The following is an 18,685-nucleotide window of genomic DNA, read 5'->3' as shown; positions in this document are numbered from 1 at the left end:
GACCCGGGCGACAGGCCCTGCCGGCCCGGGCAGCGGAAGGAGCAGACCGATGACCTGGGACCCGCAGCATGTGCCCGGACAGCACCGCCGGACCGCCGTGATCACCGGAGGCAACGCAGGAATCGGCTACCACGTGGCCGAGCAGCTGGCCCGGGCCGGGGCGCACGTCGTCCTCGCCGGGCGCAGCACGGCACGCACCCGCACCGCCCTCGACGCCCTGCGCAGGGCCGTGCCCGGCGCCTCGGCGACGGACGTGCGGCTCGACCTCGCGGATCTGGACTCCGTCCGCCGCGCGGCCGCCGAGCTCACGGCGGCCGGACCAGTGGACGTCCTGGTCAACAACGCCGGAGTCACGGCCTCCGCGACGCGCGCCGAAACCGCGCAGGGATTCGAGCTGATGCTCGGAACCAACCACCTGGGACATTTCGCGCTGACCCTCCTGCTCGGCCCCTCCCTGGGCCCGTACGCCCGCGTGGTCTCCCTGGGCAGCCTCACCCACACCCGGGCCCGCCTGGACTTCGACGACCTGCAGAGCCGCACCCGCTACCGCTCGATGACCGCCTACGGCAGGTCCAAGCTCGCGGTCCTGCTGTTCGCCGCCGAACTGGACCGGCGGCTGCGCGCGAGCGGCAGCACCGTCCGCAGCGTGGCCGCGCACCCGGGCTGGGCCGTCCAGGGCCTGACCCCGGCCAGGCCGCCCCTGTGGGAGCCCGGCCCGCTCGCCGCCGTGCGCCGTGCTCCGCTGGCCCTGCTCGCCCAGGGCAAGGACCGCGGCGCCTGGCCCGTGGTCCGCGCCGCCACCGATCCGGCGGCGATCGGCGGCCAGTACTTCGGTCCGATCGGACTCGGCGCGCTGAAAGGAGCCCCGTCCCTGACCGCGATGGCCGGCTCCGCCCGGGATCCGGAGGCCGCGGCCCGGCTGTGGAGGGTGTCGGAGGAACTCACCGGCGTCCACTGGACGGGCTGACCGGGAGCGGCCCCGGCCGTCACGGTCAGAGGCCCGCCGCGCCTTCCACCAGCAGCAGCACGCCGATGGCCATGATCACCCAGGCCATGACCGCCGCCGCATGGGTCTCCAGCCACTCCTTGACCACGGCGAGCGGCCCCAGCGCCTTCGGGCCGGCCACGGTGTGCAGCAGCACCGGCAGGGCGACGGTGCTGGCGGCGACCGCCGTGAACACGGCCAGCGCGACCACGGCTCCCGCGAGCGAGGGACCGGCGGAGCCGACGGCGAGCCCTGCCGCCGCCGACAGCAGGAAGATCTTCGGATTGGCCAGGGCGAGCAGAACACCGAGCCGGAACGCCTTGCCCGGCCCGGCCTCGCTCAGCAGCCGCATCCACCCGGGGGCCGGTCTGCCGTGCCGCACCAGCCACTGGCGGATCCCCAGCGCGACCAGGCACAGGCCCAGCCCGATCCGCGCCCAGGCCGTCCAGGGCCGTTCGTGGGAGCCGAACCCCACCACCGAGGTCAGCACCGCACACCCGATGGCGGGGACGGCCACCCCGATGACCCATCCGGCGAGGAAGGCGCTGCTGGTGGGGCGGGCCCGGGGGGTGAACTGCATGAACACGGCCGGGATCACCGTGAAGGGGGACACCGCGATCACGACGGCCATCGGCACCACCTCGCCGATCATCTAATGCCCCCGTACCGGACCGAAGCCGGCCCGGGTTCCGCAGTCCCCATGCACACCGCTCCCCTTCCAGCCGTCCCGCACCACACCTCGACCTCCCCTTCCTTCCTGTGTACGCGCATCCGGGCGCGGCCGCCCGCCGCGAGGCGGATCACTGCCACCCGTGGGCCAGCAGCGCCACGTGCGGCAGTCGCAGTTCCCCGCCCGAGGACAGGAACGGCGCACTCAGCTCGACGGCGTGCCGCACGATACGGGCGGCCGTGGCCGGATCCGCGGCGTCCGGTGTCAGCAGCCCGGTCCGCAGCATCTGCGTGATGCCGTCGGACCAGGCTCGGGCGTCGACCCGGTGGTCCCAGGCCACCGTCCGGCAGACGGCCTCGCGCAGCCCGGCCGTGCGCAGCACCCGGGCCAGCCCCGCGGGGTCGCCGGGGTATCCGGAACCCGGGGGCCGCAGCCGGTCCGGCGCCGCGTGCTGAGCCCCGGCGGCGCGCAGCGCCCGGCCGAGCACGGTCTGCCCGGCGCCGGGGGTGTCCGTCCAGCCGGTCAGGCCCACCGCGCCGCCGCGGCGCACGACCCGGCGCAGTTCGGTGACGACGGCTTCGGTGGGACCGGCGTGCCCGAGCACGAAGTTCCCGACTGCCGCATCGAAACTCCCGTCGCGGAAGGGGAGCCGCGGGAGCGCGCCGACCAGCGTCCGGGCGGTGGGCGCGGCCTCGCGGGCGAGTCCCACCATGGCTGCCGACGAGTCGACGGCCGTCACCGAGGCGCCGCGTTCCACGGCCGCGGCGGCCACGGTCCCGGGACCGGTGCCGACGTCCAGAACCTGGGTGCCGGGGCCCACGCGAACGGCATCGAGCAGCAGGTGCACGGGCCCGGCGCAGGCGGCGCCGAGGGTCCGCACGTACAGCGCCGCGTGGTCCTCCCAGAGGTCCGCGGCGCGGGGCTCGTGCTCGCGCGTACGTGTCATGGCCGCCCTCCGTCCGGCCGCCGAGGCGCCGGCGCCCGCGGGATGCGGGCCCGGCCCGGCCGCCGCCACCAGCACACCAGGTACCGCCTCCGGGCTACGACGACCGACCGGAGGAGGGCACGGACGAAGCGCGGCACGCCGCTCACGCGTGCACGCTCCGAGGGGCCCTGCGGGCGCCGTTCCAGCGGTCCGGGCCCTGGACGATCGAGGGGCTCGGTGTCATCCCCTCGCTCGTTCGTACGGTCGAAGCCGACCGGGGGCGACAGGGGCCATTCTCGGTTCTGAGACGAAGAACACGACGTCATCGAGGAAGGGAGCGGACCGTGATCCGCGCCGAGAGTTCAGTGGCCTACCGCATCAGCCCGATAGCCGACCGCTACCAGGTGTCCACATCCGAGGGACGCGTGCTTGCGGAGTACCTCTCCCTCGACTCCGCCGAGTGGGCGGTCCGCCACCACCTCACCCCCGTCCCCGCCGCGGTGCGGCCGTACGCGCCCGAAGGCGGGCCCTCCTTCGGCTGAAGCCGGCCACCGCGCGCACCGCGGACCGCGACCCACCGCCCCGGTCGCCGCCCTTCGAGGGCGGCGACCGGGGCGGTGGGCTGTCCGCGCGAAGCCGCCCGGGAGAGGACCGTCCGCCCGGAAGCGCCACGAGCCGGCCCCGTACGGGGCCGGCTCGCAGCGGTAGGCCGGGTGGCCTTCCGGGGGAGCGGTCAGCGGCCGGAAACCGATCCGTCCGCGGCGTACCGCATCGGCGGCGCGGTGACGGTCGCCTTGGACTTGAAGCAGTAGATGCACGAGCAGGCACGTTCCTCCTCGGTGCGTACGGGCAGTGCCATCGGAACCAGGCGGACGTCGACGTACTCGGCGTCGGCGGACGGCGTGCGCACGGATGCGGTGGTCATGGTGGTCATGGCAGTCATGGCTTTCCTCCTGGGAAGCGTGGTGGACTTGAACACCAGCAGACCCGCTGCGGCCCTGGCCGCGTGTCGTTCGATCGGCCCCCGCCCCGGACGGCGCACCGAGCGTCACCCCGCGCACACCGCTCCGGACCTCCAACGGTCAACCAGCCGTGGGCGAGGGGGGCCCACCCGTGGATTCCGCGTCGACGGCGGCGCCGTCGGTGCCGACCGGGCCGCGGGGCAGCATCCGGTCCAGCCGGCTCGGCAGCCACCAGTTGGCCCGGCCGAGCAGCGTCATCGTCGCCGGTACCAGCACCATGCGCACCACCGTGGCGTCGATGAAGATCGCGGTGGCCAGGCCGAGCCCGAACATCTTGGTGGACGGGTCCTCGGCGACGGCGAAGGACAGGAAGACCGCCACCATGATGAGGGCGGCCGAAGTGATGATCCGGGCGGTGGACGAGATGCCCTCGACGATCGCCGTGTGGTTGTCGCCGGTGCGCAGGTACTCCTCGCGTACGCGGGAGAGGAGGAACACCTCGTAGTCCATCGACAGGCCGAACAGGATGGCGAACAGGAACATCGGGATGAACGACACGATCGGAACCGTCGCTTCCAGCCCGATGAGTGCGCCTCCCCAGCCCCACTGGAAGACCGCGACCATGATGCCGTAGGCCGCGCCGATGCTCAGCAGGTTCAGCAGTACCGCCTTGAGCGGTACGAGGATCGAGCGGAAGACCAGCATCAGCAGCAGGAACGACATCCCCAGCACGGCGGAGACGAGCACCGGCAGGCGCCCGCTGGTGCGTCGGCCCACATCGGACAGGCTCGCGGTGGCGCCGCCGACGTGGGCCCTGGCCGGGCCGGGTCCGATCGCCGTGGGCAGCACGCCGGTCCGCAGCCGGGCGATCGTGTCGGCCGTGGCCCTGTCCTGAGGGCTGGTGGTCGGGAACACGACGAAGGTCGCGATGCCGGTGGCCCGGTCGATGTGCGTCGGCGCGACGGACGCGATGCCCGGATCCGCCGTGACCGCCCCGACGAGCCGCTCCAGCACTGCCGGATCACCGGCGGGGTCGGCGGCGATGACGAGGGGGCCGTTGGTGCCCGGGCCGAACCCCTCGGCGACGAGGTCGTAGGCGCGGCGCTCGGTACGGCTGCGGGGCTGCGAGCCGTCGTCGGGCAGGCCGACGCGCAGGCCGAGCACGGGCAGCGTCGCGGCCAGCAGCAGCCCCGCCGCGCCGATCGCGTACACCACCGGGTGCCGGCTGACGTGCCCGATCCAGCGCCGCCAACCGGCGGCGGGAGCAGCACCCGCCACCGTGTCCCGCCGCCGTGCGAGTCGGCCCGGCCTCCGATGCTGCAGGGCCCGGCCGATCCTGCCGACCTGGGCCACGCGTGGGCCGGCAGCTCCGAGGAAGGCCGGCAGGAGCGTCACCGACGCGACCACCATGATCAGAACGACCACCGAGACGGCGAGCCCGCCCACCGTCATGAACGGCACGTTCGCGACCGCCAGTCCGAGGATCGAGACAACGACGACGCCGCCCGCGAAGACCACGGGCCTCCCCGCCGTGGCCACGGCCCGCCCCGCCGCCTCATCGGGGTCGAGCCCGCGCCCGAGGTACTCCCGGTGCCTGGCGAGCACGAACAGCGCGTAGTCGATGCCCACTCCGAGACCGACCATGCTGCCCAGGACGGGGGCGAAGGTCGGGACGTCCGTCACCCCCGCGAGTACCGTCATCACGGCCACGCCGATCGTCAGCCCGAAGACCGCCATACCGATCGGCAGCGCGGCGGCGACGAGTGAACCGAACGACAGGAACAGGATCGCCGCCGCGGCGAGGAGGCCGATCAGCTCGCTCACGCCGCCGTCGGGGTCGGAGAAGGCGTAGAAGAGGTTCCCGCCCATCTCGATGCGCAGGGGCAGTTCGGCGCGCAGCCGGTCGCCGAGACCGACGAGGGCGTCCAGGTCTGCGGCCGACAGCCGGCTCTGGTCGGGGTACTGCACCCGGACGACTGCGATCCGCCCGTCGGCCGAGACGAGGCCGTCGCGCACGGCGCTCTCCCCGCGTGCGTCGAGTACCCCCGCCGGGTCGCTGGTGCCGAGCACGTGCGGCAGCCGCTGCACCTCGCTCTGCAGCCGCGCGAGAGCGGTGCGCGCGGTGCCGTGGTCGAAGAACGTCGCAGCGCCGTCGAGGGGGGTGACGACCACCTGGGCGGTCATGCCCTCCTGGCCGGTGCCGACCCGCTCGATGAGTTCGGCAGCCCGCTGGGAGTCCAGCCCCGGAGCGGTCATCGAGTCAGCGGTCCGCCCGCCGAAGGCGACCGCGGCGAGGACGGCGAGCGCGGCGGCGACCAGCCATGCCGCGATCACCCGCCAGGGATGGCGTGCGGCGCCCCAGCCGAGGCGCAACAGGGCTTTCGAGAGCATCGGTTCCTCCAGCCGACTCGTCGGCCGTCCTTGTACGGCCGCCGATGCAGAGGCTCGCCGCCACGGCGCTGCGCGGCATCGACCCGCGGGCCGCGGATCCGTCAGCCCTGGGGCGGAGTGACGACCCGTCCTTTCGGCCGATGCGCACCGCGCCGCGGTGCCTAGGCTGAGAACCGTGCTACGAGACGACCTCCGAACCCTGTGGACCGAACCCCGGCCGCCCGACGCGCCCGTCCGGGTGTGGCGGGACTGGGCGTTGCTCGCCGCGGGCCTGGCCGCTGTGGCGCTGGAGGCCACCCTGCGGGAGGACGTCGTGTGGCGGCCGGTGGCGGTGGTGTTCGCCGTAGGGCTGTGCCTGCTGACCTTGTGGCGCCGGACCCGTCCCTTGGCGATGGTCAAGCTGGCCTTCGGCTCGGTGATCGTGCTTCAAGTGGCCTCGCTCGCCTTCGCACCGCACGCGTCGGTCGGCCTGGACACCGGCGCGGTCGTGCTCGTGCTGGTGTACGCGCTGACGCGCTGGGGATCGGGACGGGAGATCGTGCTCGGCGGGGCGTTGATCCTCGCGGCCTGCACCCTGGTGACCGTCACGGACGACGGCCCGCTCGTCGAAAAGGTCGCGGGCTTCGTCTTCCTGCTGCTCAACGGCGAGGCCGGCGCTGCCGTGCGGTTCCGGGTGACGGCTCGCGAGCGGCAGTTGGACCAGGTCCGCTCCAGCGAGCGCGAGCAGCTCGCCCGGGAACTGCACGACACGGTGGCCCACCACGTGTCGGCCATGGTGATCATCGCCCAGGCGGGCCGGGTGCTCGCAGCCACCGACCCGTCCGCCGCCGTCGAGGCGCTGGAGGGCGTCGAGGAGGAAGGGGCGCGCACGCTGGAGGAGATGCGAGCCATGGTCGCCGCACTGCGGGACCGCGGCGACGGCGCCGAGCTGGCGCCGCCTGCCGGCGTCGCGGACCTGGAACGCCTGGCGCGGACCCCGGCCGGCGGCCTCCGCGTGGACCTGGGACTCGACGGCGAGCTGGACACGCTGCCCCGGGCCGTGGACGCGGCCGTCTACCGCATCGTGCAGGAGTCGGTGACCAACGCGATGCGCCATGCGGCCGAGGCGACCGAGGTCGTCGTACGGATCGCCGGCGAACGGCACACGGTACGGGTCAGCGTGCGCGACAACGGCCAACGCACCGGCCGAGGCCGTGCCGGATACGGACTTGCCGGCCTGAGCGAGCGCGCGACCCTGCTCGGAGGCACACTACGAGCCGGCCCCGGCCCCGACCGGGGCTGGCACGTGGAAGCCGAGCTGCCGAGAGGAAGGACCGAGAGCGGTGCCCATTCGCGTCCTCGTCGCTGACGACCAGACCATCATCCGCACCGGGCTGCGGATCATACTGAACGCCCAGCCCGGCATCGAGGTGGTCGGCGAGGCCGCCGACGGACAGGAATCGGTCCGTCTGGCCCGCGAACTACGCCCCGACGTCTGCCTGTTCGACATCCGCATGCCCGTGATCGACGGGCTCGAGGCCACCCGCTTGGTCGCCGGTCCGGGCGTCGCCGACCCGCTGGCCGTGGTCGTCATCACCACGTTCGACCTCGACGAGTACGTCTACGGCGCGCTGCGCGCAGGCGCCCGCGGATTCCTCCTCAAGGACACGGGACCAGACCTTCTGGCACAGGCCGTCCGGTCGGCGGCCGACGGAGAGGCGCTCATCGCCCCCAGCGTCACGGTCCGCCTGCTCCAGGCCTTCGCGGACCTCCCCGCCGGCCGGCCCGCGGCCCAGCCGATCGCCCCCGTCACCGCCCGCGAGGAGCAGGTCCTGCTGGCCGTCGCCCGCGGGCTGACCAACACCGAGATCGCCGACGCCCTGCACATCAGCCTCAGCACGGTGAAGACGCACCTGGCCAGCCTGATGGCCAAACTCGGCGCCCGCAACCGCGTCGAGATCGCCATGTGGGCCTACGAGACGCGCCGCATCCTCCCCGCGACCTGAACCGGCGCCGGGGTGGGTGCCGGCCACGGGCCGGGCGTCAGCCGATGTCCAGGACGAGGTCGGCGCGGTGGCGGCCGAGGGCGACGAGGCGGGCATTGGGCTGGTCCGACCGGTCCACCCACGCCCTCGCGTACGCCGGGTCCTTGCCGTGGCGGACGTGCCGGTCGACGAGGCGCCGCACGCGCAGGGCCTCCTCCGGAGCGAGGTACCAGGCCTCGTCCAGCAGTGGCCGTACGGGTGCCCACTCCGGCGCCTCGTGGAGCAGGTAGTTCCCCTCGGTGATCACCAGGGGGACGCCCGGGGCGACGGCGATGCTGCCGGCGACCGGCTCCTCCAGCGAGCGGTCGAAGGCCGGCGCGTACACGGCGGGTCCGCCGGCTTGCCGCAGCCGGCGGAGCAGGCAGACGTACCCGGCCGCGTCGAAGGTGTCCGGAGCACCCTTGCGCTCGGCCCGCCCGAGCCTCTCCAACTCGGCCTGCGCGAGATGGAACCCGTCCATCGGCACGACCACGGCCCGCTCCGGCCCGAGCGCCTCCGCGATCAGCGCGGCCAGGGTCGACTTCCCGGCTCCGGGCGGTCCCGCGATCCCAAGAATCCGCCGGGAGCCCTGCTCGGCCAGCAGGGCGGCCCTCTCGATCAGCTCCGATGTCTGCACGAAGCCATCCTGCCCGACCGGTTGTCAGGAGAACGGTTTCCCGGACCTCTCCGAGGCGTTCGCCGGCCAGAGCGCGGGGCGGCGGTCCCGGGGTGCGCTCTGGCTGATCACCGGGCTGCACACGGGCAACGTCGGCTTCGTCGTGGAGGTCCACGACGAGGAACCTGCACCGGGTGCGGTACTGCGCCCGGGGCATGGACGAAGCACGGAACCTCGACACCGGAGCGTCAGGGGATCCGCAGGCGGACAGCCACCTCCTGCAGTTCTGGCCCGCACCGCCCCGCGCGGACCGCGTGATCCGCCACACCTCGCAGCACGCCGCCTACTGGCACGGCTACGCGCGCGAACTTCCACCACCCCCCACACCGGAGCAGCGGGCCGAGACCGAACGACTGGCCCGCGAAGCCCAGTTGCGGGCCGCCGAGGAGAAGCGACTGCACCACGAGCGTTGGCGGTGGGGCGGTCGGCTCCCGAGCGACAGGCTGCGCGGTGTCGGCGGCAATGTCTACGGTCTGCTCCGAGCCGGTCGGTGGCCGAGGCGATACCTCCCGAACGGCCGCCGTATGGTCCCCCGACGTCCCCGGAGGCGGCCGACTGGGCGCCTATCCCCGCGGCGAAGCCGGCGGGCGACGAGCGGCGCCTCGGCCGGGGACTGGGCATGCTCGGCCGCCGCCGACCCCGACCCGCTGAAGGCGGCGCTGGACGCGGTCTGGCACGCGGTGAACACCTACGGTGAGCGCTACCCGGAGCTGCTGGAGGAGCTCCGGTCGGCGTGCGCCGACGGGGTGGAGGAGTAGGCCAACCTCCGGCTGCCCCTGCGGGCGTTCGCGCTGTGATGGTCGCACAGGGGGAGGGCAGGGGCTGCCCCCTCGCAGACACGTGCAGAAGCGGCGGCCCCACCTGCCGGGCGGACCTCCCCACCATGCCTAGAGTGCCCGATATGTCTGCTACCGCGCGTACCACCGCCGAGCGCTACCCCGAGCGGGTCACCTACGACCGCGACGCCGTCTACGCCATCCTCGACGAAGCTCTCGCCGTCCATGTCGGTTTCGCCACCGAGGACGGGCCGGTCGTCATCCCGACCCTCCACATGCGCGAGGGCGACCAGCTCCTCCTGCACGGCTCGGCGTTCGGCCGTTTCATCACCACCGCCGCGTCGGGGGCGCCGCTGTGTGTCACGGCGACCCTGATCGACGGTGTCATCCTGGGCAGGGCCTCCTCCCACCACTCGGCCGCCTACCGTTCCGTCATGATCTTCGGCAGGGCCACCCCGATCGAGGATCCTGCGGAACGCGCCGAAGCGCTCGCCCGGGTCGTCGAAAGCGTCGTCCCCGGCCGCCTGGACGGGCCCTACGCCGCCCGCCGCCCCAGCGTCGAGGAAGCCCACTACACGGCGTGCCTCACCCTTCCCATCGAGGAGTTCTCGATGAAGGTCCGCGCCGGCTTCGCCCGCGACGAACCCAAGGACGACGCCGTCGAAGCATGGGCCGGCTGGATCCCGTTGACCACCGCCCCCGGGACCCCCGTCCCGGACGCCATCACCGGCACCCGCTTCCCCGCCCCCGCCTACGACCCGGCCGTCCACCGCTTCCGCCAGGACCGCTGACCCGCCGACGCCGACCGCGAAGTATTCGGTGGGGCGATGCGGGGGAATCTGCCACGATCACCGGATGGGTGCATTGGATGCAGTGGCGGGCAGGGTCGCCGGCGGCGCCACCGTGACGTTCCGGCCCAGCGGTTCCTCGATGGTCCCGCTGATACGCAGTCGGCAGCAAGTGGTCGTCGTTCCGGTCGACCCGTCGAAGCTGGAGGTCGGGGACATCGTCCTCGCCCGTGTCGCCGGGACGGTGTACTTGCACGTGGTGTCGTCCGTGGACCCCGCCAAGAAGCGGGTGCAGATCAGCAACAACCGCGGCCGCATCAACGGCTGGACCAGCCACGATCGTGTCTTCGGCATCTGCGCGTCAGTCGACGGGGTCGCGCGGTCAGGGGTCGAAGGCAAGGCGCTCACAGCCGACTAGGAGGTCGTGAGGCTGCCCGGCTACCGTGCGGGCATGGTGAATTTCGTACTTGTGGCAGGTGCGCGGCTCGGGGCGTGGGCGTGGGGTGACGTGGTGCCGCATCTGCGTGCGGCCGGCCACGGCGTCCATCCGTTGACGCTGTCCGGTCTTGCTGACAAGCAGGGTGTACCGGCGGGGCAGGCGACTCACGTCCAGGACGTCGTGGACGAGGTGGAACGCCAGGGTCTGCGTGACGTCGTCCTGGTCGGTCACAGCTACTCGGGCATCCCGGTCGGTCAGGCTGCGGAGCGGATCGGTGACCGCCTGGCCCGCGTGGTGTTCGTCGACTCGAGCGTTCCGGCCGACGGGGATTCCTTTGCCGCCGGCTGGCCGGACGGCGGAGCGGCCCTGGTGGCATCGATCGCCGAGAACGGAGGGTTCTGGCCGCTCGCGCCGGCCGCTCACTTCGACGGCGAAGGTCTCACCGAGGAGCAGATCGCACGCCTCGTCCATGGCTCGACGCCTCACCCGGGTGCCACGCTGACCGAGCCCGCCGTGCTGGCGGGGCCGCTCGGCGAACTTCCGGCGACGTACATCCTGTGCGTGATGCCGGGGACCGAGCCCGATGACGCCGAGCCCGACGATGCCGTGGCCGAGCTGGTGCACAGCGGGCGCTGGCGGCTGGCCAGGATGGACACCGGTCACTGGCCGATGTTCTCCCAGCCGCGCGAGCTGGCGCGGATTCTCCTCGATGCTGCTGCGGCGGAGTGAGAGCTCAGGTCTCGGCGCTGCGGCGCCGGTCGGGGGTGAGGAGGTAGGCGGTCGCCATGTCGGCCAGCTCGTCGGCGTACCGGCGTCTGGCCGCTTCGCCGGCGGCGGAGTCGGGGCGCAGGGAGTTGTGGAAGCAGGCGCCGAGGATGGCTCGGGCCGCGGTGTCCAGTGCCTGCTGGGGATCGGAACGCCGGATCTGGCCGGCGTACGGGGCTGCCGCTTCGAGCAGGAGGCGGTGGAGTGCGGTGATGGTGCGGGCCCCGCGGTCCAGCGACCGGGTCCCGCGCGTGCGCAGCAGCTCGGGGAAGAGGCTGCTGCTGTCGGCGAAGGACTGCAGCAGGGCGTGCGCGTAGGCGTCCATGACGCCTGGCAGCGAGGGCTCGGCCGCGCGCAGTTGCTCGGCCACGTACTCCTCGCGGCGTTCCAGCATCCGCTCGGTCAGGGCGTTGATCAGCTGGTCCTTGTCCTGGAAGCGGCGGTAGATCGTTCCGACGGCGACGCCGGCGCGCTGTGCGACGCCGGCGATCGTCATGTCCTCCAGGCCTGAATCGGAGGCGATCTCCTCGGCCGCCCGCAGCACGCGGGCCAGGGTTGCGGCGCTGCGGGCCTGCTGGGGCTCCCGGTAGGCCGCCGGGCGCTCCGGTTCCTCGATCATGTCTCGCATGGTATCCGCAGTGCTCCCACCGGGGGCTTTTGACAACTGCCGGTCCCTTCGGCGTACTCTCGTGATGCGAACGTGAATTCACATTCACTTCTTATCGGAGGTTCGACCATGATCGACGACCAGACTTCCCCGCCCGTAGCCGTGACGCCTGTAGCCGTGACGCCCGAAGCCGTGGCGCCCGTAACCGTGACGCTCGAGGCCGGACCCCGCGGCGCGGGGAGCATCGACGACTTCGAGCTCTTCTACGCCCGCCGCGCCGTGGACCGCTTCCGGACGCTGCTGGGCCGCCAGGGGCTCCTCGACCTCCTGGCCGCGGACATCGAGAAGGGCAACGCCTTCCTGCGCGAGAGCGCCCGTACCTCCGACGGCGTCTTCACGGGGGGCACCACCGTGCTCGCGGCGAAGGGGCTGACCTCGGGTGAGTTCCTGGCCTGGATGGACCAGGCCTTCGCAGGGGACGAGCGCGTACTCCTCGCGGCGCACCCCGAGCACTACGTGATGGGCACGGATGAGATCGGCGCGCGCGTGGTGGAGAACATCGGCCCGCACGTCGCCGACTTCTACATGGGCGGCTGGGGCACCGACGCGCTGGACTGGGCCAAGGACGCGGCCGAGCTCCTCCCGGAGTCGGAGTTCCCTCGCAAGATGTCCTCGAACCTCTTCCTGGCCGACGGCACCGTCGTGGGCCGGGCCCTGATCCAGTTCGGCGACACCGCCGACGGCTTCACGGCGAACCTGACGGTCTACTTCCCCGTCACGTGCCCGGACGAGGTCCTGGACCACCACCTGCGGCACTACGCCGTCGAGTTCAGGAACTGGATCGTCGCCGCCGCAGCCGCCCGCGCCTGACACTCCTTGCCGGTCGCCGGGGCCGTCCGCCCCGGCGTCCGGCACCCGGAAACGAAGGACCCACGATGCCGAACCACACCCCGTCCGCCACAGGACGCAAGCTGACCATGGTCGTCCTGGGCCTGGCAGCCCTGATCACCACCATGCTGTGCGCCTTCGCGCTGCCCTCGCTCCACAGCGGCCCGCACCGCGTCCCCGTCGGCGTCACCGGCTCCGGGGAATCCGCAGCGGCTCTCGCGCGGAGCACCGACGGCGACGCCTTCGACCTCCGCCCCTACCCGACGACCGCCGCCCTCCGGGCCGCGGTGGAGCACCGGGACATAGCCGGCGGCCTCGACGTCACCGCCCACCGCGTCGACGTGTACACGGCCACCGCGGGCGGTCCTTCCGCCACCAGCGCGCTCACCGCACTGGGCGACGGCGTCGCCGCTCAGCGCGGCGTCCGGGCCACCGTCCACGACCTGGTGCCCTTCACCGCGGACGACCCCCGAGGCGCCGGAATGACCGCCGCACTCCTGCCCATGATCTTCGGCGGCATCTTCCCCGCCCTCATCCTCGCCGGCATGTTCCCCGGACACCGCGGACTGCGCACCCGCATCGCGGGAGTCCTCCTGTTTTCCGTCGTCGCAGGCGCCGCCATCGGCGCCGTCCTCCAGTTCGCCACCCACTCCGTTGACGGAAGCTACTGGCTCACCGCCCTCGGCCTCATCCTCGGCACGGCTGCCCTGTCCACCACCCTCCTGGGCCTCCAGGCCCTCTTCGGCATGGCCGGCTTCGCCTTCGGCGGCGCACTGATGATGCTCCTGGGCAACCCGCTCGCGGGCCTCGCCACCGGACCCCACTGGCTCCCCACCGGCTGGGCCACCCTCGGCCAGCTCCTGCCCCCGGGCGCCTCCGGCAGCCTCCTGCGCGCCAACGCCTTCTTCGACGGCTCCGGCGCCGGATTCCCGGCCCTCACCCTGGCGGCCTGGGTCGCTCTGGGCATCGCCCTCGCACTTCTCGCCGACCGGCGCGGCAGGGGCCGCGTCGCCCCCTCCGAGGAGGCGGCCACCTGACGGACGCCGCGCTCGCGGTGCGGGCGGCGCGGCCCCGATCGCCGTGGTTCAGGCGCGGCCGAGCAGCCCCGCGCCGGCGGTGTTGTCCGTCCGGGCGGTGAAGAAGTCGCAGAAGGCCTCGACGAACTCCGTCTCGTCGACACGTCCGTCTCCGTCGGCGTCCAGTTCCCGGAATCCGACGTTGAGTTCGGCCGGGTGCACCCGGGGGCCTCCGAACAGCATCCGGTACTCGTCCGCTCCCAGGTAGCCGCTGCCGTCGGCATCCGCGGCCCGGAACAGTGCCCGCACCGCCGGTACGAGGCCCTTCGCCAGATACTCGGGGTCGCGGTCCACCCCGGCGAGCATCGCGGACACGAACTCGCGGCAGTCCACGCTCCCGTCGCCGTCTCCGTTGCCGCCTCCGTCGGCGGCCGCCAGGAGCTGCTGCCACCAGCCCTCGAACGCGGCGTACAGCTCGTCCTCCCGCTCGGCCGGCAGTTCCAGCCGCCAGCACATGGCGTGCACCATGGCCTGGAGGTCCGCGGAGTCGACCCGGCCGTTGCCGGTCTGGTCCAGTACCTGGCGGAAGAACGCCTCGAGCCGGACCGGGCGGGAGTCGCCGCTGCTCCGGGTCCGGGGCACCGTGGCCCGCGCGGGCGAGCCGACCACGGAGCGGTGGCGGTAGCGCACCCGGTCGGGAGCCAGGGCCATCGCGTGACGCATCCCGTGGTGCAGCGTCCATGACAGCGCGGCGCCCCCGACCCCGCGCGACGTACCGAACCTCTCGTGCCAGACCGGCGGCAGGTCACTGACCGTGAGCGCGTCCAGGGCGCGGGCGATCAGCACCCGCAGCAGAGGCCACAGGGGTGCCAGCCGTCCGAGCCGGCGCGGGGCGGGGGACTGGCGGAGCATGCCCTGGAACATGTCCCGGACCTCGGGTCCGTACTCCAGGACCTCCCGGACCATCCGCTCGACGTACGCCGGGACATCGGCCGCGCTCACCGGGAGCACCTCCTCCGGGATCCCGAGGGCGGCGCACACCTCCAGGAACTCCCCGTAGAGCACGTCACGTTCGGCCGGAGACAGCGGATCTCCGGACAGTTCGCGCATGGCGGTCATGGACTCGTACAGCGTCACCATCACCCAGGCGCGGACCGCGGGATCCTCGGCACTGTACGGCCGCCCGGCCGAGTCGGTCCCGCGGATGCGCCGGTGCGTGCGCTGGAGGCGTGCCACTTCCAGGCGCCGCTCCTCGGGCCCGGCGAAGAACAGCCTGCTGCCGCTCTCCATGGTGTGCTCGATCCGCCGCCAGGGATGGGCGCGGTAGGTGGAATAGCGGTCCATGCCCGCGGCGACGACGGGATGGGCGATCTGCAGCACCAACAACCGCCATGCCACGAGCCCCATGCGCCGCTCGCCCAGGGTCTGCCGCAGCAGGGTTTCGACGGGGGGTAAGTCCACGGGCGGCACAGCGGGCACAGAGGTCACAGGAAGTTCCTTTTCTACGGGGGACACCAGCACCCCGTACAACGCCCCCGCCTCGTGCCCGACCGACCCGCGCCCGGGCCTCCACCCGGACGTGTGTCCCCCCGAACGCCCGCTCGCGCCCTCCTCGGTCACAGCCCCTGTACGCCGTGACCCGGGCCGGGGCCGCCGCCCGTCCGGTTCACCAGACGACGTGCAGGGTGTGCGGTGAGCGGTGGATCAGAGTGGGCCGCATGGCCGGCGCGGGGGCGTCGGGGTCCAGCCGGAGACCCGGGAAGGTCTGGACGAACAGCTCCAGCGTCAGCCGCAGTTGCTCGCGGGCCAGTTGGGAGCCGGGGCAGCGGTGGGCCCCGTGGCCGTAGGCGAGGTGCCGGTGCTCGGCCGGACGGCGGATGTCGAACCGGTCGGCGTCCTCGTACCGTTCCCCGTCCCGGTTCGCAGAACCGTAGGCGACCAGCACGTTGGCACCGGCCGGAAGCTTCGTACCGGCGAGTGACAGCGGCCGTGTGGTGGTGCGGCGGAAGGCCTGGATGGCCGTGTCGAAGCGTGCGGCCTCCTCCACGGCGGCCGGGACGAGCCCCGGATCGGCGCACAGCAGCTCCCACTGGGAGCGGTCGCGCAGCAGGTGCATGAGCGTGGTGCCGATCATCGCGCTGGTGGTGAGGAACCCGGCGATCAGGAGGTTCTGGACGCTCGCCACCAGCTCGTGGCGCTGCTCCAGGGTGAGTTCGCCGCTGCCCGGGGCCAGCGCGGCCACCATCGCCGAGCAGAGGTCGTCGCGGGGAGCGGCCCGCCGGTCGCGCAGGTAGCCGTCCAGCAGGTGCTGGAGCGCCACCACGTCCTCGGCGGCGGCCGCCTGATCCTGCGGGGACATGGGCCTGAACAGCAGTTCCTCCGCCCGGTACCCGCCGTGCACCGCGGCGGGCACGTCCGCCGGATCCAGCCCGATCAGCCTGCCGACCACCTGCCCCGGCAGCCGGCGGGCGTACGCCTCCACGAGCTCGGCCGACCCGTCCGACACGATGCCGTCCACCAACTCCCGGGCGCACAGCCGGATGTACGGCAGCAGGGCGCCCACACGCGTGGCGCTCAGCCCGCGGTTGAGCACGGCCCGGTGGCGCTTGTGCTCGGCGCCACCCGTGTTGACGACGGTGGGGCGCGGTGCGAACCCGCGGGGCAGCACCCCGAGCGCGGCTTCGGAGAGCTGGACGTCCGGCAGCAGCGCGTTGGCGGAAGAGAAGTCGTCCGCGCGCAGCAGTACTTCCCGTACGTCCTCGTCGCGGGCCACCAGCCACGCGTCGACCTCGGGCACGTGGATCAGGCCCTCGGCCGCGCGGGCGCGGGCGTACAACGGGTACGGGTCGGCGTACAGATCGTCACGCCTTGCCTGGTCCTGAGACGGCACGGGGCCTCCGGTGTCGACGGCGGGCGCTGCTGTGGCGGGACGCGAGACGGCCCGCACGAGACGGAGTCCGCTGCCGGGCCATGATGCAGGAGCCCGGCCGGGCGGGGAAGTACGCCTCGACGGCACCGCCCGAGCACCGGTGCACCCGACGACGCACCGGGACCGCACGCCCAGGCGCCGACCAACCGGCCCGGCCCGACGCGGCGGATCGCCGGTCGCTCAGGGGACGCGGGCGGTCCATTCCTCGGTGGAGAACTTCGTCCTCGCCAGTTCGCGCGCCCTGGCCATCTCCTGGGCCGTCACGGTGTCCTCCGTCAGCCCGTAGCGGCTCCGGAAGACGCCGATCATCCGCTCGATGACCTCCTCGCGGGAAAGGCCGGTCTGCCGCCGCAACGGGTCGACCCGCTTCTTCGCGCTCTTCGTCCCCTTGTCGGAGAGCTTCTCGCGGCCGATCCGCAGTACGTCGGTCATCTTGTCCGCATCGATGTCGTAGGCCATCGTCACGTGATGGAGCACGGCGCCGCCGCCCGCCACGAACCGCTTCTGTGCCGCGCCGGCGATCTTTCCCGCCTCGGTCGCGATGTCGTTCAGGGGCTGGTACCAGGCCTTCACGCCCATCTCACCCAGTGCGCCGAGCACCCAGTCGTCGAGGTAGGCGTAGGAATCGGCGAAGGACAGCCCCGAGACCAGGGACTCCGGGACCGAGAGCGAGTACGTGATGGTGTTGCCCGGCTCGATGAACATGGCGCCACCGCCGGAGATCCGCCGCACCACCGTCATGCCGTGCCGCTCCGCCCCTCCGGGGTCGACCTCGTTGCGCAGGGACTGGAAGCTGCCGATGACCACGGCCGGCGCACCCCATTCCCAGACCCGCAGGGTCGGCGGCCGGTGCCCGGAGGCGACCTCATGGGTGAGGACCTCGTCCAGGGCCATGTGCAGGGCGGGATCCTGCGGAGGCATCCGGACGAGCCGCCAGTCGTGCGCGGACCACTCGGTGGCCTGCGCCAGCGCACGGCGCACGGCGATGGCGATGCCTTCCGCGGTCACTCCGAACATCTGGGTCCCGGACGGCAGCGCTGCGGTGATCCGGGCGGCGAGCGCGGCCGCATCGGTGTCGGCCGGGGCTCCTTCGAGGGCCTGGTCGACTGCGTCGAGCGCCTCGTCGGGCTCGAGGAAGAAGTCGCCCGAGACCCGCACCCCGCGCAACACCTCCTGCGCGCACTCCAGATCGACGACCACGAGCTTGCCGCCGGGAACCTTGTACTCACCGTGCACGGAAAGACGCCCTTCGAGATGAATGGCCGGATTGGCCGGTATGTGCGTACTTCCCACGCTAACCGATCTCCTGGCGGGTCCCGTCCCGTCGGCGGGGGCGGTCAGCTCACGCGGTGGCGGTCCCCGGGGCGTTGAGGCGGTCCAGTCGGGCGTAGAGGTCGAGCACCACCCTGGCCCGGTCCTGGACGCAGGCCGCAGTCGCCTCGAACGGTGCGGCCAGGCACCGCTCGGCCTCCTCCAGGGCGGCACGGGCGAGGCGGGTGGAGCCGCCGGGCCGGCGGCGTGCGTGGTGGTGGATGTCCTCGGCCACGGCCCGGGCGTGGCCGGTGAGCTGGAGGGCGATCCGTTCGTAGTCGTGGGGTGGGAGTGCGGTGTGCGGGAGGCGCCAGGCGAGCACGTCCCGGGAGAGCAGTTCGTTCGGCTCGCGGTCGAGAGGGAGTAACTCCGATCCCATCCGTCCCTCGGGATCGTGCAGGACGCTGTGCGTATCGTTCGCGTTCATCTGGCCCTCTCGCTGCTCGGATGCGGGCACGACGACCCGGTACTGCCGTTCCTTCGCCATTCGGCGCCGATACGGTTGCGGATTGGCCGGCATTTCCTTCGCCCTGCACCCCCTCCGAGCGCTTGCC

Annotated in this window: 20 protein-coding genes; 10 read left to right on the top strand and 10 right to left on the bottom strand. The window is 72.9% G+C overall.

The features are described 5' to 3' along the window. Positions 1 to 49 precede the first annotated feature (49 nt). Positions 50 to 967: an oxidoreductase gene (locus tag ACZ60J_RS00990; protein WP_469677791.1), complete on the top strand. Its 918-nt coding sequence runs from the start codon at positions 50 to 52 to the stop codon at positions 965 to 967. A gap of 25 nt (positions 968 to 992) precedes the next feature. Here ACZ60J_RS00990 and ACZ60J_RS00985 read toward each other — a convergent pair whose 3' ends face one another. Continuing rightward, positions 993 to 1,616 (bottom strand): GAP family protein, encoded by a 624-nt coding sequence (locus ACZ60J_RS00985; protein ID WP_469677789.1) that lies wholly within the window; start codon positions 1,614 to 1,616, stop codon positions 993 to 995. Between the two features lie 169 nt (positions 1,617 to 1,785). Beyond that, positions 1,786 to 2,601, bottom strand: coding sequence for a class I SAM-dependent methyltransferase (locus ACZ60J_RS00980; RefSeq protein ID WP_469677787.1), 816 nt, complete (start codon positions 2,599 to 2,601; stop codon positions 1,786 to 1,788). Positions 2,602 to 2,924: 323 nt separating this feature from the next. On the opposite strand from ACZ60J_RS00980, the gene ACZ60J_RS00975 reads away from it, so the two are divergent. Then, positions 2,925 to 3,122 carry a hypothetical protein gene (locus tag ACZ60J_RS00975; protein WP_469677785.1) on the top strand — a complete coding sequence of 66 codons (198 nt, stop codon included), beginning with the start codon at positions 2,925 to 2,927 and terminating at the stop codon, positions 3,120 to 3,122. Between the two features lie 191 nt (positions 3,123 to 3,313). Here the strand turns inward: ACZ60J_RS00975 and ACZ60J_RS00970 are convergent, their stop codons facing one another. Next, a complete protein-coding gene (locus tag ACZ60J_RS00970; protein WP_469677783.1) occupies positions 3,314 to 3,523 on the bottom strand; it encodes a hypothetical protein in 210 nt (69 codons plus the stop codon). A gap of 139 nt (positions 3,524 to 3,662) precedes the next feature. Continuing rightward, the gene (locus ACZ60J_RS00965; RefSeq protein ID WP_469677781.1) at positions 3,663 to 5,933 is read right to left on the bottom strand and encodes an MMPL family transporter; all 2,271 of its coding nucleotides are present in this window, start codon (positions 5,931 to 5,933) and stop codon (positions 3,663 to 3,665) included. Between the two features lie 175 nt (positions 5,934 to 6,108). Here ACZ60J_RS00965 and ACZ60J_RS00960 point away from each other — a divergent pair, with 175 nt between their 5' ends. Both ACZ60J_RS00960 and ACZ60J_RS00955 read left to right on the top strand, forming a co-directional pair. Then, positions 6,109 to 7,281: a sensor histidine kinase gene (locus ACZ60J_RS00960; protein ID WP_469677779.1), complete on the top strand. Its 1,173-nt coding sequence runs from the start codon at positions 6,109 to 6,111 to the stop codon at positions 7,279 to 7,281. Further along, entirely contained in the window at positions 7,256 to 7,918 is a 663-nt protein-coding gene (locus ACZ60J_RS00955) for a response regulator (RefSeq protein WP_469677777.1), read from the top strand. Before ACZ60J_RS00960 ends, ACZ60J_RS00955 begins: the two co-directional genes overlap by 26 nt. Positions 7,919 to 7,955: 37 nt before the next feature. Here ACZ60J_RS00955 and ACZ60J_RS00950 read toward each other — a convergent pair whose 3' ends face one another. After that, positions 7,956 to 8,573 carry a nucleoside/nucleotide kinase family protein gene (locus ACZ60J_RS00950; protein WP_469677775.1) on the bottom strand — a complete coding sequence of 206 codons (618 nt, stop codon included), beginning with the start codon at positions 8,571 to 8,573 and terminating at the stop codon, positions 7,956 to 7,958. A 194-nt stretch (positions 8,574 to 8,767) separates the two neighbouring features. Here ACZ60J_RS00950 and ACZ60J_RS00945 point away from each other — a divergent pair, with 194 nt between their 5' ends. The 4 genes from ACZ60J_RS00945 to ACZ60J_RS00930 all read left to right on the top strand — a co-directional run bounded on the left by ACZ60J_RS00945 (position 8,768) and on the right by ACZ60J_RS00930 (position 11,344). Further along, a complete protein-coding gene (locus ACZ60J_RS00945) occupies positions 8,768 to 9,370 on the top strand; it encodes a hypothetical protein (RefSeq protein ID WP_469677773.1) in 603 nt (200 codons plus the stop codon). 143 nt (positions 9,371 to 9,513) lie between these two features. Next, positions 9,514 to 10,179, top strand: coding sequence for a pyridoxamine 5'-phosphate oxidase family protein (locus ACZ60J_RS00940; RefSeq protein WP_469677771.1), 666 nt, complete (start codon positions 9,514 to 9,516; stop codon positions 10,177 to 10,179). Between the two features lie 64 nt (positions 10,180 to 10,243). Further along, entirely contained in the window at positions 10,244 to 10,594 is a 351-nt protein-coding gene (locus ACZ60J_RS00935; RefSeq protein ID WP_469677769.1) for a S26 family signal peptidase, read from the top strand. A 33-nt stretch (positions 10,595 to 10,627) separates the two neighbouring features. Continuing rightward, complete coding sequence (locus ACZ60J_RS00930; RefSeq protein WP_469677767.1) at positions 10,628 to 11,344, top strand: alpha/beta fold hydrolase; 717 nt, start codon at positions 10,628 to 10,630, stop codon at positions 11,342 to 11,344. 4 nt (positions 11,345 to 11,348) lie between these two features. On the opposite strand, the gene ACZ60J_RS00925 is transcribed toward ACZ60J_RS00930, so the two are convergent. Further along, entirely contained in the window at positions 11,349 to 11,999 is a 651-nt protein-coding gene (locus ACZ60J_RS00925) for a TetR/AcrR family transcriptional regulator (protein WP_469677765.1), read from the bottom strand. Positions 12,000 to 12,116: 117 nt separating this feature from the next. On the opposite strand from ACZ60J_RS00925, the gene ACZ60J_RS00920 reads away from it, so the two are divergent. Beyond that, positions 12,117 to 12,857, top strand: a complete 741-nt coding sequence (locus ACZ60J_RS00920; RefSeq protein WP_469677763.1) for a hypothetical protein — start codon at positions 12,117 to 12,119, stop codon at positions 12,855 to 12,857. Between the two features lie 65 nt (positions 12,858 to 12,922). Further along, complete coding sequence (locus ACZ60J_RS00915) at positions 12,923 to 13,912, top strand: GumC domain-containing protein (protein ID WP_469677761.1); 990 nt, start codon at positions 12,923 to 12,925, stop codon at positions 13,910 to 13,912. Positions 13,913 to 13,960: 48 nt separating this feature from the next. Here the strand turns inward: ACZ60J_RS00915 and ACZ60J_RS00910 are convergent, their stop codons facing one another. From ACZ60J_RS00910 to ACZ60J_RS00895, 4 genes are all read right to left on the bottom strand, one after another. Beyond that, on the bottom strand, positions 13,961 to 15,352 hold the full coding sequence (locus tag ACZ60J_RS00910) for an oxygenase MpaB family protein (RefSeq protein ID WP_469677759.1): 1,392 nt from the start codon (positions 15,350 to 15,352) through the stop codon (positions 13,961 to 13,963). A gap of 205 nt (positions 15,353 to 15,557) precedes the next feature. Further along, on the bottom strand, positions 15,558 to 16,781 hold the full coding sequence (locus tag ACZ60J_RS00905) for a cytochrome P450 (RefSeq protein ID WP_469677757.1): 1,224 nt from the start codon (positions 16,779 to 16,781) through the stop codon (positions 15,558 to 15,560). A gap of 219 nt (positions 16,782 to 17,000) precedes the next feature. Next, positions 17,001 to 18,056, bottom strand: a complete 1,056-nt coding sequence (locus ACZ60J_RS00900; protein ID WP_469679077.1) for a lipoate--protein ligase family protein — start codon at positions 18,054 to 18,056, stop codon at positions 17,001 to 17,003. 106 nt (positions 18,057 to 18,162) lie between these two features. Further along, a complete protein-coding gene (locus tag ACZ60J_RS00895; protein ID WP_469677755.1) occupies positions 18,163 to 18,618 on the bottom strand; it encodes a restriction endonuclease in 456 nt (151 codons plus the stop codon). Positions 18,619 to 18,685: the final 67 nt, after the last annotated feature.

Source organism: Streptomyces sp. NPDC104226 (assembly GCF_055584085.1).
This window is presented reverse-complemented; position numbering and strand designations above follow the sequence as displayed.